This is a genomic window from Microbacterium sp. NPDC089189 (assembly GCF_040685095.1).
GTDB lineage: Bacteria > Actinomycetota > Actinomycetes > Actinomycetales > Microbacteriaceae > Microbacterium.
Window position 1 is genome coordinate 12319 of sequence record NZ_JBFBHG010000021.1, and the last position, 13899, is coordinate 26217.

Here is a 13899-nt window from a genome sequence, read left to right on the forward strand (position 1 = left end):
GAGAGGCGAGAACCCGAGTGCCGCGCCTGTATCGGTGGAGGCAAGCAGGACCGCGCATGGTGGATGCCCCGGGCGTTTCTCACAACGCAGGTTGTATTGACGGCGCGTCGCGCGGCCGCCTCCGGACGCGTCCGCGGCAAGGCGACAGTTTTGTGAGCGCGTTGTCGGGTGGGGTGAGCATGAAAGACAACGCGGTCTTCGGCGGTGCCGGGCACTACGTTGCCGACCGCAACTACACCAGAGATCGTGCCGGGAACATCACCGCCGTGTCGATCGCCTCGGTTCTTCCCACCGCGAACACACAACGCTGTTGCTACTCATACGATTCACTCAAGCAGTGAATGTCATGTCGCTCGGATCGGGCATTAGCTTCACGGATGAGTTGAGAGAGCTGGCGAACAACTTCTCAGGCGAGACCGGGCCCGCGTCTGATGTGAGGCAGGAGTTCACGTGGCAGGAGACACGATCAGGTGGTGAAGAGCAAGCGGCGTCTAGGGGCGACTGTGCTGGCCCTCGTGGGTGTTTTGCTCGCAGCGTGTGTACCGAGGCCGGAGGCGCTGGATGTCACTCAGGAGAACATGATCGGCCGATGGCAGATTGCGGATGAGCGCATGGAGACTGCGTTGACATTTGACGCTTCCGGTGAAGTCACCGCGACGAGCTGGTCAAGGAACTTCCAGTGCGCTGTTCCGGAGGGAGACAGTCTCGACGCTCTGGCCGCTTCGACAGACAAGTTGAATCTGAGTGGACGGTGGAGCGTCATCGAAGTCGGCTCCGGGACAGAAGTGCTGATGATCTTCACGTCTCCGGAGTGCGAGATCAGTATCGTTCCGCAGGTCGTCACGATGCCCGATCGCTCCGTGGTTTTGGAGATTGTGCTAGCACCTCTGGTTGATCCAGATCTCCGTCGACCTGACCAGACAGCGAGGTTCGTAAAGGCGCTCTAGTGCGGGCCTGCGCTTCTGCGCTCAGGCAGACGAAGCATCGTTCGGACACGATCAAGAGTCGATTGGCTGCAACGCTGGAGCGTAGAACAGTCCGCGTACTCATCAATCGATGTCGGAAGAATACTCAAGAGTCAGCAGGGAGCGCTTCTGTACGCTTGGGCGCAAGGGACTCTACGGTCGCCAATCGTGTTCGGTGAGGGATCTGTGATCACGCAGGGATTGCGCGACAGTGACGAGGTGAGGGATCAGGTCGAAACTGTTCGGCGTGCGTTGAGCAGGGGCGAGCCAGTGCCCACGCTCGCTGGCTACGGTGCTGGCAAGCCAGCGCTTGATCAAGCCAGCGCTTGATCAAGCCAGCGCTTGATAATGCCAATTTCACGCGCGACATACTCACAATCGCGACCTGGAAGAACTCGTCAAACGTTGATCGCTCACTCGCCGCCATCGGTACTTTTCAGCCTGTCAGCAGCCGCCGTTTCTACCTCGAGTAACTCGGCTGACGTGACATTTGCCGCGGTGAACAACATGTCGCTTGGGTCAGGGATCAGCTTTTCGGATGAACTGAGAGCCATCGGCAACAATCTCACGAGCGATAGTGGTCCAATGTCCGATGTGTTGCAGACATTCACCTGGACTGAGACCGTCAGATGGTGACCAGGTCAAAGGGGCTGCTAGCTTGCGCATTCCTGGCGGTCTTGTGCGTGCAGCTTGTCGCGTGCGGATACGTGCCTGTCGTCCTTCAAGCCACCTCTGAAAACATGCCCGGGCGGTGGGAAATCGCCGATGATCGTATGGCCGCGACGCTTGTCATAGAGGACGACGGGGACTTCATCGCAACGGGGTGGCCTCGGAATCTCTTGTGTGAAACCCCGGGGGGCGAGAACCTCAGCGCACTTGCGACTGCGTCCACACTGAGCATTGAAGGCGAGTGGGAGGCCATCGCCACAAAGGGTTCGACTGGCTTGCTGTTGTACTTCCATGCAGATGGATGCCGGGTGAGTATCGCGCCTTCGGTCATGACCTTGCCCGACGGTACCGTCGTGCTGGACATCCCCCTTCGACCCCAGATAGACCCCGACGATCTCCTCCCCGATGAGACAGCCAGGTTCGTCAAGACCTCATGAGCGCGTGAGGGGCAACGTGTGGGGAGCGGATGGCGAGGTTGTGTGGCCGCTGCCGGCGCGACGGTGCCGTGCGATCGGGTCGAGGACGAGGGAACAGGACGCGGGCCTGCCTGACGTTGCAGTCGGTGCATGAGCCGCGAGCGTCTCGGACGACGGTAGATCCGGTGCCGAGAGACCCGCACTAGAGAGATCGATGGGTCGTAACGATGGCTCCGTGGTCATGGAGATCTTGGTCGACCCAGACCTTCGCCGACCGGACCATACCTCGACGTTCGCAAAGATGCGTTAGGGAGGTTGCCTGGGCGCGCTCATCGATCTGCTGGCGGAGGGGTGGCCGTCGTGGCAGTCAAATGCGCGGCGCCCATCTCGATGGGCGCCGCAGGTCTGCTGCTTGTCGCATGCGGGCAGACGCCCGTCCCGCTCGACGCGACGCGACGCAGGAGCACATGGTCGGTCGGTGGCAGATCGTCGATGAGCGGCTACATGCTGAGTTGGTCTTCGACGCAGCGGGCGGCGTGGCGGCGACCAGGTGGCCCCGGAGCCTTGTGTGCATATCTTCGGGAGCCGCGAACCTCGACGCGCTCGTCGCGTCAGATGAGATCGACGTGAACGGGCGCTGGCGGAGCGTCGATACGGATGGCGGTGAGCGCCTACTGATCGTGATCGACTCGCCGGAACGCAACGTCAGCATCGCGCCCTCTGTTGTTCTGATGCCGGACGATTCCTCGGTGTTGGAGATCACCCTGGCGCCGTCCCTCGACCCTGACGATCGTCTGACTGACCAGACAGCTCGATTCGAGAAGATGTCTTGATCAATCGGCTGCGTCGCGCCGTCCCGCAACTCAGGCCGCGCTCGCCTTGAGCCGCGGCCGGGGCCTCGTCGTCAACGCCCTCGGATGCTGTCAACCCGGGTGGCGGATCGGGCTGCGATGCGTACCGTCGATGTCATGGGTATGACGGATGAAGAGAAGCGGCACGACCAGTTGACGACGGCTCCGAACGCGACCGAAGCGGATGCTGCCCCGCGCATCGTGGTCTCCGATCACGACGGCGTGACACGCATCGACATCGCCGAGGATGCGGCCGTGCGCCCCGGCGAGCCCGATCGGGAGGGTGCGGAGGGAACGGCGGACGTCGCGGCCCACGGCGCCGGAGACGGTGCGCCCGACGAGTCGATCACCACGAACCCCGACGGAACGCCCGTCGACAACCCGGCGGGCTGAACGGATGAGCGATCGCGACCGCCCGGTGACCCCCGGCCCCGAGCCCGACACGACCACCGCCGCCGAGCCGGAGGATCCGGAATCGGACGGGCACGAGTCGATCCTCGACGGCGACTGACGTCGCTCCGCCGGCTCTACTCGGCGACCTTCGCCTTGGCATAGGCGACGACCGCGTTGGCGTGGCCATGACCGAGCCCGTGGTCCTGCTTGAGCCGTGACACGACGGCCATGTGCGGCGTGCCCGCATCCAGGTCCGCGACGGCGATGTCGAGCCACTCCTGCACCGGGCGACCGTAGGTCTTCTCGATGCTGGCGAAGTACGACGCCGGCCCCTTGGGCGGGTTGTCCGGATCGATGACAGGTGCGACGACGCGGCTGCTCATGCCCCCAGGCTAGGCCTCCCGACCCGCGAGATAGCAACCCGGCGCTGAGACCGTGGGTTAAACCCACCGTCTCGGCGCGAAAGCGCTGTCTCGCGGGTCCAGCGGGGGTGCGGGGGCCCGGGGCGTCACACGGTGTCATGGATTGGGCGGGGGTGGGGTGGGGCGGGGATGCTGGAGGGCAGACCACCGAACCGGGGAGACGGTATGAGCGCGCCCAACACGCCCCTCGACGCCCCGGCGCACGACGACACCATCCGCAGCCTGCTGGACGAGCGGCGCACGTTCGCGCCGCCGGCGGACTTCGTCGCGCAGGCGAACGTGACGCCGGAGTGGATCGCGCGGGAGTGGGTCGAGCGCGCGGGCGAAGCCCCCGAGGCGTTCTGGACGCACCGCGCGGACATCCTCGACTGGGCAGAGCCCTGGCACACCGCCCACAGCTGGGCTCCCACCGACGGCACCTCGATCCCGACGGCGGAATGGTTCGCTGGCGGCACGCTCAACGCCTCGGTCAACGCCGTCGACCGGCATGTCGCGGCCGGGCACGGCGACCGCGTCGCCTTCCACTTCGAGGGGGAGCGGGGCGACCGGCGCACCATCACGTACGCCGAGCTGCAGCGCGAGGTCTCGCGCGCGGCGAACGCGCTGACCGCCATCGGCATCGTCAAGGGCGACCGCGTCGTGGTGTACCTGCCGGTGCTGGTCGAGACGATCATCATCCAGCTCGCCGTCGCGCGCATCGGCGCCATCCACTCGCTCGTCTTCGGCGGGTTCTCGGCGGAGGCCGTGCGGTTCCGCGTGGAGGACACCGGCGCGAAGCTCCTCGTCACGACCGACGGGCAGTTCCGTCGGGGCGCGGCCGTGCCCGTCAAGCACCAGGCGGACGCCGCCGTCGACGGCGTCGAGAGCATCGAGCACGTGCTCGTCATCCGCCGCACCGGCGACGACATCCCATGGACCGAGGGGCGCGACCTCTGGTGGCACGAGACGGTGGATGCGGCCTCCGACATCCATGAGCCGGAGTTCTTCGACGCCGAGACGCCGCTATTCATCATCTACACGAGCGGCACGACCGGGAAGCCCAAGGGGCTCGTGCACACGACGGGCGGCTGGCTGACCCACGTGGCGTGGACGTTCTGGGCCGTGTTCGACGCGAAGCCCGAGACCGACGTCTACTGGTGCACCGCCGACCTCGCGTGGGTCACCGCGCACAGCTACGAGACGTACGGTCCGCTGCTGAACGGCGTGACCAGCGTGCTCTACGAGGGCACCCCGGACACCCCGGACTGGGAGCGGCACTTCCGCATCCTCGACCAGTACCGCGTGACGACGTACTACACGGCACCGACCCTCATCCGCTCGCTCATGAGCCGCTTCCCGGACGGGCCGCCGGCGGACTACGACCTGTCGAGCATCCGGTTGCTCGGCACCGTCGGCGAGGCCATCAACCCGGAGGCCTGGGTCTGGTTCCATCGGCACATCGGCCGCGGCGAGACCCCCGTCGTCGACACGTGGTGGCAGTCCGAGACCGGCGGCGCCATCGCCGCGCCGCTGCCCGGCGTCGCGACCCTGAAGCCGGGCTCCGCGCTCACCGCGCTCCCGGGGCTGCGGGTGCGGGTCGTGGATGCCGACGGCGCCGACGTGGGACCGGGCGGCGGCGGACTTCTCGTCGTCGACGGCACCTGGCCGGGCATGTCGCGCACGGTCTGGGGCAACCCGGAGCGCTACCGCGACGCGTACTGGAAGCGCTTCGCGGCGCAGGGCTACTTCCTGGCGGGGGATGGGGCGAAGCTCGACGCCGACGGCGACCTCTGGGTGCTGGGCCGTGTCGACGACGTCATCAACGTCTCGGGCCACCGCCTCTCGACGATCGAGATCGAGTCGGCGCTGGTCGCTCACCCCTCGGTCGGAGAGGCCGCCGTCGTCGGTGTCGCCGACCCGCTCACCGGGCAGGCGATCGCCGCGTTCGTGACGGGGGCGGGGGATGCGGCGGAGCTGCGGCGCCACGTGCGGGCCGCCATCGGTCCGGTCGCGCAGCCGAAGCACGTCTTCGCGGTGCCGGATCTGCCCAAGACCCGCAGCGGCAAGATCATGCGGCGTCTGCTCGTCGACCTCGTCGACGAGCGTCCCCTCGGCGACACGACCTCGCTGCAGGACGAGACCGTGCCGCCGCGGATCGCCGAGGTCGTCCGCATCGCGCTCGGGCGCTGACGCCGGGCGCTCAGCGGCGCGTCGAGACCGTGACCGTGAACTTGCGGTTGCGCGCGACCTGTCGGGTGGGGCCCACGAGGCGTTCGAGCTCGCCGCGGTACTGCAGGGCGGAGTTCCACACCGTCCACAGCTCGCCTCCCGGCCGCAGCGCGCGGGCCGCATCCAGGAACAACGGGGTCGCGAGACCCGTGTGGACGGCGGGTCCGGAATGGAAGGGCGGGTTCAACGCGATGAACGCGGCGCTGGCGTCGGGCAGAGCGCCGAGACCCTCGTCGCGGACGACCTCCACCCGATCGCCCACACCGTTGGCGTCCGCCGTCGCCCGCGCCGACGCCACCGCGATCGAGGAGTGGTCGCTGGCGTAGACGGCGCGCTCGGGATGACGCAGCGCCAGCCAGGTGGCCACCACGCCCGTGCCGCAGGCGAGGTCGACGACGTGGCCGTCGGCGGGCAGCTCGTCGGGCAGGTGGTCGAGCAGGAAGCGGGTGCCGATGTCGATGCCGGTACCGGCGAACGCGCCCCCGTACGCGCACACGACGATCCCGTCGTGCTCGGCATGCCGCGGCGCCGGGTCGCGGCCGTCGTGCGGGTCGCGGGCCAGGAGCACTCGCGACTTCTGCCGCGCGTGCGAGACGTCGAGGCGACCGAAGTGCTCGGCGAGCACATCGTTCATCGTCACCGTCATGTGCTTGAGCCGGCCGCCGGCGACCACCACGACGTCGGATGCCGCGTGCGCGGCGATGAGCGCGGCGACATCCCGCAGCTCCTCGAGCGAGCGGGGAAGACGCAGCAGCACGACGCGCGCGCCCTCGACGAGCGCGCGATCGAGCGGCAGCGAACGCACGCGATCGGTGAGGTCAAGCCGCGCGGCGTTCGCGGCGAGGGCGCGCTCGCCGGCGAGGGTGTCCTGGTGGACGCGGATCGTGCCGTCGGGCAGCGCCGCAGCGCCGGCCAACGCCAGCGCGCCGAAGGCGTCGCCGATGACGACGAGGTCGGTCGCCGCCACATCCGCCCGCAGGGTGACGGACTCGTCGAGGATGAGCCGGTCGGCCGCATCCACGGCGACGAGATCGTCCGTATCGATGTCGGGCCAGCGGCGCAGGGTGTCAAAGGGGAAGTCCACCCCCTCACGCTACGCGCCCCGCGGAGGTGCGCCGACGGATAGCATGGAGTGATGGGAGAAGCCGCGGGTTCGACGCCGGCCACCGGTCGACCCCGCCCCCCGTTCAGCCCCGTCATCTCGCTGCTGACGGTCTCGTCGATCTGGGACGCGCAGCTGAACGCGGGTCTGCGCGAGCTGGGCCTCACGACCCGCAAATACGGGCTCCTGGCCCATCTGCAGGCCACGCCCGGAATCTCGTTCTCTGAGCTCGCCCGCCGATCGCAGATCACGGTGCAGACCGCCCACACGGCCGTCAAGACGCTCGCCGCCGACGGGCTCGTGGAGGACGCCACGGCTCATGCCGGCGCCGCATCCGACCTGCGCGTCACCGCGCAGGGCGCTGCGACCCTGGCCGAGGCGGACGCTCGCCTCGCCGCGCTCGACGTCGTCTTCGCTCAGGGCGTGCCCGAGCTCTCGCAGGCGCTCCGCGGCCTGCACGAGCAGCCGTTCGGAGAGAACCTTCAGGGAAGCTGAAGCATTCTGGCCTAGGCTGACGGAGCGTCGATCGACGCGCTCTCTCGACCTGGAGACGACTGTGTTCCGCACGCCCCTGGCACTCTTCCGCACGCTCGCCATCGCCGAGATGATCTCGTGGACGCTCTTGATCGGCGGCCTGATCGTGCGCGCTCTCACCGGGTTCGCGCCCGCCGTCACCGTGGGCGGGGGAGTGCACGGGTTCGTCTTCCTGGCGTACGGCGCCACCGCCGTGCTGGTGGCGAAGAATCAGCGGTGGTCGGCGGGCGTCGCCGTCGCCGCGATCGGCAGTGCGGTGATCCCGTATGCGACGTTGCCGGTGGAGCGGTGGCTGCACCGCACCGGACGACTGCAGGGGATGTGGCGACGCGAGCAGACCGCCGATCCGCGTGACCGCGCGTGGCACGATCGTGTGCTGCGGGTCGTGCTCTCCCACCCGATCCTGTCGGCCGGCGTCATCGCCGTGCTCGTGGCCGTGGTCTTCACGGTGCTGCTGATCATCGGGCCGCCCGGCGGCCGCGGCTGACCCGGAGAAGGATCGAGCCTGCGGTGTTACTTGGCGCGCAGGTGCATCGGCAGCGCCATCGCGAGCGAGATCAGCAGGATCCCGGCGACGAAGATGACGGCCTCGAGGCCCGGCACCGAGAAGGAGATGCCGAAGGCGAACATGCCGAGCAGGAACAGCAGCAGGGCGACGATGTACATGGCACTCCTTCGGAAGACTCCCTCCAGCGTAACCGGTCGAAGCGCCGCGTGCTTTCTATCGGGCCCGGCGCCGCCGCACGAGGGCGACGATCCACTCGATTACGAGCCAGACCCACCCGCCGATCCACGCCGCCCCGGTGGCGAAGGAGATGAGGGTCGAGACCGTCGAGACGCCCGCGTCGCCGTCCGCTCCGATGAGGTACATGAAGGCGGAGCCGTAGGTGGTGTCGCCGCCGTCGACGAAGAACAGTCCGGTCAGGGCGATGCCGACCGCGCCGATCCACGCGGCCGCGAGGGCGCGGGCTCGCGCGGGGCTGGTGCGGAACACGGCCCGTGGCGTCAGGAACCCGGTCACGGCGATGACGATCTGCAGCGCATAGCCGACCAGGAGCACCGGCGAGGCGAAGAGCAGGAAGAAGAGGTACCAGCCGGGCCAGAAGATCTTGAAGAACAGCCCGACCAGCGGCAGGACGATGAGGGCGACGCCCGCGATGATCGCGGCGGCGTCGGTGCGGCGGGCAACGGTCATGTCGGGGATTCTGTCAGTGCCGACGCCGGATCGCGCGGAAGGATGCCGTGCGCGAGTCGCGTCGCGCCGACGACCGCCGCCGGCATCGCGAAGACGGCCCCGAGCGGGATGAGGAAGCACAGCTGCGTCGCGACCCCGAAGCCGAGCGCCCTGGCGCGGTGCGGACGCAGCAGCGCGCGCCGCTGCCGATGGCGGATGCCGCGGGCGGTCAGCGCGCGTGCCGAGAGCTCGTCGGCGAGGATCCATCCCGACAGGAGCGCCCCGACGACCGCGCCGAGCACGCCGCCGACGAACGGGATGAGGCCGATGGCGAACGCCGCGAGGGCTGCGAGCGCACCGCGGGCGATCAGCGACACCGCGTCCGCGATGCCCGCCGCGAACCCGGGGTCGTTCTCGATCGCGGCGGCGTCTCCCTCCGCCTCTTCGACGGCGCGCCAGATGCGGTCGTAGAACGGCTCGCCGATCAGCAGCGTGAGCGCGGTGAACGTGGCGGCCGTCAGCAGCAGCGCCCCGCCGAACACCGCGGTGCCGACCGCGACACGGATGAGGATCGCCCAGATGCTCGGCCACCCGTCGGCGAAGGGGGTGAGCGTCTCGGTCAGCGGCGCGATCCACACGAGGAGCGTGATGAGTGCGGCGCCCAGGGCGAGGCTGACGATCGCCGCAGGGATGAGCCCGAGGACCATGAGGCCCGGTCGCCGGCGCCACCACGAGAAGCCGCCCAGGAAGAGCCGCACACCGGCGAAGAACTCGCTCACCGGGCCTCCTCTCGTGATGGATCGACCCGTCGAGCGTATCCGGGAATAGATCGTGGACCCCAGCGTTGAACTTGACAGCGCTGTACTCAACTTCGGTTCGAGGGCGCATCTACTGTGATCCGATCAGGAGAAGACATGCCGGAAGACTTCACCCCCGACGAGGGCCGTAACGCGTTCGACGACTTCCTCGCGCGCTACCTCGACGGCGAGCGCAGCCGCGCCGCCCGCTCGATCGACCTCAGCCGGTTCCTCAGCGCCCGTACGCAGGAGGTTCTGCAGGATGCGGGACGCTTCGCGCTCGCTCGCGGCCAGCACGAACTCGACGCCCTGCACGTGCTCCGCGAGATCGTCGCCACCGACCAGGTGCGCGAGGCCGTCACGCGCATCGGCGTCGACCCCGATGTCATCGTCCGCGCAGCCGACGCGCGTCTGCCGCAGGCAGCGGGCTCGGCGGACGTGGACGGTGCCGTGGTGACCTCGTCGGTGCAGCGCGCGCTCTTCCACGCCTTCCAGGTGGCGCGCTCCTCGGGATCGACGTACATCGACCCCGAGCACCTGTTCTTCGCGCTCGTGCTCGCACAGGACGCGCCCGCCGGGCAGGTGCTCGCGGCATCCGGCGTGACCGCCGACGCGCTCCTGGCGAGCGCGCGGGAGACCGTGACCCCCGGGACTGCCGAACAGACCGGCCAGGAGCCGGCGCAGGCGCCCAGCGCCCTCGAGCGGTTCGGCCGCGACCTGACGGCGCTCGCCGAAGCCGGGGAGCTCGACCCCGTCATCGGACGCGACGACGAGATCGAGCAGACCATCGAGATCCTCAGCCGCCGCACGAAGAACAACCCCGTGCTGATCGGCGAGGCCGGCGTCGGCAAGACCGCGATCGTCGAGGGCCTGGCCCGCGCGATCGTGGCCGAGCAGGTGCCCGAGCAGCTGCGGGGAACGCGTGTCATCGCGCTCGACCTCGCGGCGATGCTCTCCGGCGCCCGCTACCGCGGCGACTTCGAGGAACGCCTCACCCAGACCATGGATGAGATCGCCGAGCGCCGTGGCGACGTGATCGTCTTCATCGACGAGGTGCACACCGTCGTCGGCGCGGGAGCGGCCGGCGACGGCGCGATGGACGCGGGCAACATCCTGAAGCCGCGCCTCGCCCGCGGCGACCTGCACCTGGTGGGGGCGACGACCCTCACCGAGTACCGCACGATCGAGAAGGACGCCGCTCTCGAGCGCCGGTTCCAGCCGGTGCGCGTGGGTGAGCCGTCGATCGCCGACGCGGTGCGGATCCTCGAGGGTCTGCGCCCCGCCTATGAGCAGCACCACGCCGTGACGTACACGGACGACGCCCTGCGCGCCGCCGTGGAGCTCGGCGACCGCTACCTCACCGAACGCGTGCTCCCCGACAAGGCCATCGACCTCATCGACCAGGCCGGCGCACGCCTCCGCCTGCGACTGGGGGTCGCGGTCGACGTCGGCGCCCTCAGCGCACGGATGGCCGAGCTGGAGTCGGAGAAGGACGCCGCCGTCGCCGCGGAGCGCTACGAGGAGGCGCTGCGGCTGCGCGACGAGATCGGCGCGCTCCGCGAGCGGATCGACGACGCGTCGCGCCCGGAGGGACGCCCCGTGACCGCCGTGGTCGACGAGGAGCAGATCGCCGCCGTCGTCAGCCGTGCCACCGGCATCCCGGTGTCGCGACTGACCGAGTCCGAGCGCCAGCGGCTCGCGACGCTCGAAGACGAACTGCATGCCCGGGTCATCGGGCAGGACGATGCGGTCACCGCGGTGGCGACCGCCGTCCGACGCAACCGCACCGGCATGGGCGACGGCGGGCGTCCGGTCGGCTCGTTCCTCTTCCTCGGACCGACCGGGGTCGGCAAGACCGAGCTCGCGAAGACCCTGGCCGGGTCGCTCTTCGAGGACGAGAACGCCGTCATCCGCTTCGACATGAGCGAGTTCGGCGAGCGCCACACCGTGTCACGACTCGTCGGAGCGCCTCCCGGATACGTCGGCTTCGACGAGGCCGGACAGCTCACCGAGAAGGTGCGTCGCAACCCCTACTCGGTCATCCTGTTCGACGAGATCGAGAAGGCGCACCCCGACGTCTTCAACCTGCTGCTGCAGATGCTCGACGACGGGCGCCTCACCGACGGACAGGGGCGGACGGTCGACTTCCGCAACACCGTGATCGTGATGACCTCGAACATCGGCAGCGAGTTCCTCGCGTCGCGCTCGGGCGCGATCGGTTTCGTCGCCGACGGCGGCGGGGCCACGGGCTTCGGCGCCGAGAAGGACCTGCGCGACCGGGTCATGGGCAAGCTCCGCGAGGCCATGCGTCCCGAGTTCCTGAACCGCATCGACGAGATCGTGATGTTCCGCAAGCTCGAGCAGTCGCAGTTGCGCCGGATCGTCACGCTCATGCTGGAGCGGACCTCCGTCCGGCTGGCAGGGCGTGAGATCGCGTTCTCCGTCTCGGAGGAGACGATCGACTGGCTGGCCGAGCACGGGTACGAGCCGGAGTACGGCGCTCGCCCGCTGCGACGGCTCATCCAGCGGGAGATCGACGACCGGATCGCCGACCGCCTGGTCTCGGGCGACCTCGCCGACGGCGGATCGGTGCGCATCGAGATCGTGGACGGCCGACCGGCCGCACGGGCGGGGGAGCGCGAACTCCGCGCCGCCTGAGCGTCGACGCCGATGACCGCCACCCGATCTCCGGGTGGCGGTCATCGGCGTTCGGGGGCAGTCTGGAGGGCATGCGCGATGATCCCGCCTCCCTGTCCATCGGCGTCGCCGGAGCGCTGGGCCCCGACCTGATCGGCCGGCTGGCGCCGGTGATCGAGCGGGAAGGCTTCGCCACCCTCTGGGTCAACGACACCCCCGACGGCGACGCGATCTCCGCGCTCGCCGCCGCCGCGCGCACCACGAGCACGCTGCGCCTCGCCACCGGCGTCGTGGCGCTCGATCGGCGCCCCGCGGGGGCGATCATCGACGAGCTCGCCGACTCCGGCATCCCCGATGAGCGGCTGGTGTTCGGCATCGGATCGGGCGCCGCCCGGCACGGCCAGCTCGAGCTCGTGCGCCACGGCATCCACCGCCTGCGTGAGGCCCGGCCCGATGCGCGGGTCTTCGTCGGCGCGCTCGGACCGCGCATGCGCGCGCTCGGTGCCCGCCACGCGCACGGCGTACTGCTCAACTGGCTGCCGCCGCAGGTCGCCGGCGCGCAGCGGGACGAGGCACGCGAGGTCAGCGCCGATGCGCACGTCGCGGTCTACGTCCGGACGGCGCTCGACGACGCCGCCGTGCCGCGGATGCGGGAAGACGCAGAGCGCTACGCCGGGTACCCCGCGTACGCCGCGAACTTCGCCCGGCTGGGGGTGGGCGTGTTCGACACGACGCTGCCCGGCGAGGGCGGCGGCGACGTCGCTGCCCGGCTCGGCGCGTATCGCGCGGCGGCGGACGAGGTGGTCCTGCGCGCCGTCGTCGCCGCCGACGACCTGCGCTCGTACGAGGAGTTCGTCGTCCGGGCCGCGTCCCTCGCCGACCGGACCGAGGGTCGATCATGAGCCGGCGCCGGAGCCGGACCGCGCCGTGGCGCACCGGCGCCCGCTGGGCGCTCGCGCTCCTGCTCGCCGCCGCGGGCGCCTCGCACCTCACCTGGGGGCGTCGCGGCTACCGGATCGTCGTGCCGGAGTGGGCGACCGCGCTGCTCCGCACCGACAAGGACACGATCGTGCTGGTCTCCGGCGTCGTGGAGCTCGGTCTCGGGACGGCTCTGGTCGCGCTGCCGCGCGAGAAGCGACGGATCGGCTGGGCCGTCGCCGCCTTCTTCGTGGCGGTCTTCCCCGGCAACGTGCACCAGTGGCGGACGGGGCGGGCGGCGCCGCTGATGCGCACCGACCGGGCCCGCTTCATCCGCCTGCAGCTGCAACCCCTTCTGGTGCTCTGGGCGTTGTGGAGCACGGGGGGCTCGACACGGCGGCGTCGACGCGGTGGAATCGTCTCATGAGGACTGTTGCACGCTGGCTGCTCGCCGCGGGAATGATGTTCGCCGGGATCAGCCACCTGTTCTGGGCGCGCGCCGAGTTCCAGGCGCAGGTTCCGGACTGGACCACCGAGGTCGTGCCCATCGACAAGGACGGGGTGGTCGTCGCGTCCGGTGTCGTCGAGATCATGCTGGGCGCCTCGCTCGTCGTCTTCCCGAAGGAACGGCGCCGTGCGGGGGCGATCCTCGCCGCCTTCTTCGTGGCGATCTTCCCCGGCAACATCGCGCAGTACACGCAGCGGCGGAGCGGGTTCGGGCTCGACACCGATGCGAAGCGTCTCGCGCGGCTGTTCTTCCAGCCGCTGCTGGTGTGCTGGGCGCTCTGGAGCACCCGCACCCCGCGCGGCTGA

17 protein-coding genes are annotated in these 13899 nt (G+C 69.6%); 12 read left to right on the forward strand and 5 right to left on the reverse strand.

Features of this window, described 5'->3' with window-relative positions; translation table 11 throughout:
- Nucleotides 1-56 precede the first annotated feature (56 nt).
- From AB0N73_RS12425 to AB0N73_RS12445, 5 genes are all read left to right on the forward strand, one after another.
- A complete protein-coding gene (locus AB0N73_RS12425) occupies nucleotides 57-341 on the forward strand; it encodes a hypothetical protein (protein WP_363563885.1) in 285 nt (94 codons plus the stop codon).
- Nucleotides 342-470: 129 nt separating this feature from the next.
- Entirely contained in the window at nucleotides 471-947 is a 477-nt protein-coding gene (locus AB0N73_RS12430) for a hypothetical protein (protein WP_363563887.1), read from the forward strand.
- A 791-nt stretch (nucleotides 948-1738) separates the two neighbouring features.
- The gene (locus AB0N73_RS12435) at nucleotides 1739-2071 is read left to right on the forward strand and encodes a hypothetical protein (protein ID WP_363563889.1); all 333 of its coding nucleotides are present in this window, start codon (nucleotides 1739-1741) and stop codon (nucleotides 2069-2071) included.
- Nucleotides 2072-2469: 398 nt separating this feature from the next.
- Complete coding sequence (locus AB0N73_RS12440) at nucleotides 2470-2883, forward strand: hypothetical protein (RefSeq protein WP_363563891.1); 414 nt, start codon at nucleotides 2470-2472, stop codon at nucleotides 2881-2883.
- Nucleotides 2884-3000: 117 nt separating this feature from the next.
- Nucleotides 3001-3294 (forward strand): hypothetical protein, encoded by a 294-nt coding sequence (locus AB0N73_RS12445; RefSeq protein ID WP_363563893.1) that lies wholly within the window; start codon nucleotides 3001-3003, stop codon nucleotides 3292-3294.
- Between the two features lie 134 nt (nucleotides 3295-3428).
- On the opposite strand, the gene AB0N73_RS12450 is transcribed toward AB0N73_RS12445, so the two are convergent.
- Entirely contained in the window at nucleotides 3429-3677 is a 249-nt protein-coding gene (locus tag AB0N73_RS12450; protein WP_363563895.1) for a DUF4287 domain-containing protein, read from the reverse strand.
- A gap of 204 nt (nucleotides 3678-3881) precedes the next feature.
- Here AB0N73_RS12450 and acs point away from each other — a divergent pair, with 204 nt between their 5' ends.
- Nucleotides 3882-5885: an acetate--CoA ligase gene (acs, locus tag AB0N73_RS12455; RefSeq protein ID WP_363563897.1), complete on the forward strand. Its 2004-nt coding sequence runs from the start codon at nucleotides 3882-3884 to the stop codon at nucleotides 5883-5885.
- Nucleotides 5886-5895: 10 nt separating this feature from the next.
- Here acs and AB0N73_RS12460 read toward each other — a convergent pair whose 3' ends face one another.
- Nucleotides 5896-7008: a methyltransferase gene (locus tag AB0N73_RS12460; RefSeq protein WP_363563899.1), complete on the reverse strand. Its 1113-nt coding sequence runs from the start codon at nucleotides 7006-7008 to the stop codon at nucleotides 5896-5898.
- Nucleotides 7009-7059: 51 nt separating this feature from the next.
- On the opposite strand from AB0N73_RS12460, the gene AB0N73_RS12465 reads away from it, so the two are divergent.
- Nucleotides 7060-7521 carry a MarR family transcriptional regulator gene (locus AB0N73_RS12465; RefSeq protein ID WP_363563901.1) on the forward strand — a complete coding sequence of 154 codons (462 nt, stop codon included), beginning with the start codon at nucleotides 7060-7062 and terminating at the stop codon, nucleotides 7519-7521.
- Between the two features lie 61 nt (nucleotides 7522-7582).
- Nucleotides 7583-8047, forward strand: coding sequence for a DUF3817 domain-containing protein (locus AB0N73_RS12470; protein WP_363563903.1), 465 nt, complete (start codon nucleotides 7583-7585; stop codon nucleotides 8045-8047).
- 26 nt (nucleotides 8048-8073) lie between these two features.
- Here the strand turns inward: AB0N73_RS12470 and AB0N73_RS12475 are convergent, their stop codons facing one another.
- From AB0N73_RS12475 to AB0N73_RS12485, 3 genes are read right to left on the reverse strand one after another with little or no spacing between them, the layout of a single operon-like run.
- Nucleotides 8074-8226 carry a hypothetical protein gene (locus AB0N73_RS12475; protein WP_363563905.1) on the reverse strand — a complete coding sequence of 51 codons (153 nt, stop codon included), beginning with the start codon at nucleotides 8224-8226 and terminating at the stop codon, nucleotides 8074-8076.
- A 55-nt stretch (nucleotides 8227-8281) separates the two neighbouring features.
- Nucleotides 8282-8755 carry a hypothetical protein gene (locus AB0N73_RS12480; protein WP_363563907.1) on the reverse strand — a complete coding sequence of 158 codons (474 nt, stop codon included), beginning with the start codon at nucleotides 8753-8755 and terminating at the stop codon, nucleotides 8282-8284.
- Entirely contained in the window at nucleotides 8752-9513 is a 762-nt protein-coding gene (locus AB0N73_RS12485; RefSeq protein ID WP_363563909.1) for an EI24 domain-containing protein, read from the reverse strand. Before AB0N73_RS12485 ends, AB0N73_RS12480 begins: the two co-directional genes overlap by 4 nt.
- Before the next feature lie 135 nt (nucleotides 9514-9648).
- Between AB0N73_RS12485 and AB0N73_RS12490 the strand changes: the two genes are divergently transcribed.
- The 4 genes from AB0N73_RS12490 to AB0N73_RS12505 all read left to right on the forward strand — a co-directional run bounded on the left by AB0N73_RS12490 (nucleotide 9649) and on the right by AB0N73_RS12505 (nucleotide 13899).
- Nucleotides 9649-12189 (forward strand): ATP-dependent Clp protease ATP-binding subunit, encoded by a 2541-nt coding sequence (locus AB0N73_RS12490; protein ID WP_363563911.1) that lies wholly within the window; start codon nucleotides 9649-9651, stop codon nucleotides 12187-12189.
- A 71-nt stretch (nucleotides 12190-12260) separates the two neighbouring features.
- The gene (locus tag AB0N73_RS12495) at nucleotides 12261-13070 is read left to right on the forward strand and encodes an LLM class flavin-dependent oxidoreductase (RefSeq protein ID WP_363563913.1); all 810 of its coding nucleotides are present in this window, start codon (nucleotides 12261-12263) and stop codon (nucleotides 13068-13070) included.
- On the forward strand, nucleotides 13067-13513 hold the full coding sequence (locus tag AB0N73_RS12500; RefSeq protein WP_363563915.1) for a hypothetical protein: 447 nt from the start codon (nucleotides 13067-13069) through the stop codon (nucleotides 13511-13513). Before AB0N73_RS12495 ends, AB0N73_RS12500 begins: the two co-directional genes overlap by 4 nt.
- Complete coding sequence (locus tag AB0N73_RS12505) at nucleotides 13510-13899, forward strand: hypothetical protein (protein WP_363563917.1); 390 nt, start codon at nucleotides 13510-13512, stop codon at nucleotides 13897-13899. The genes AB0N73_RS12500 and AB0N73_RS12505 overlap by 4 nt, the downstream gene beginning before the upstream one ends.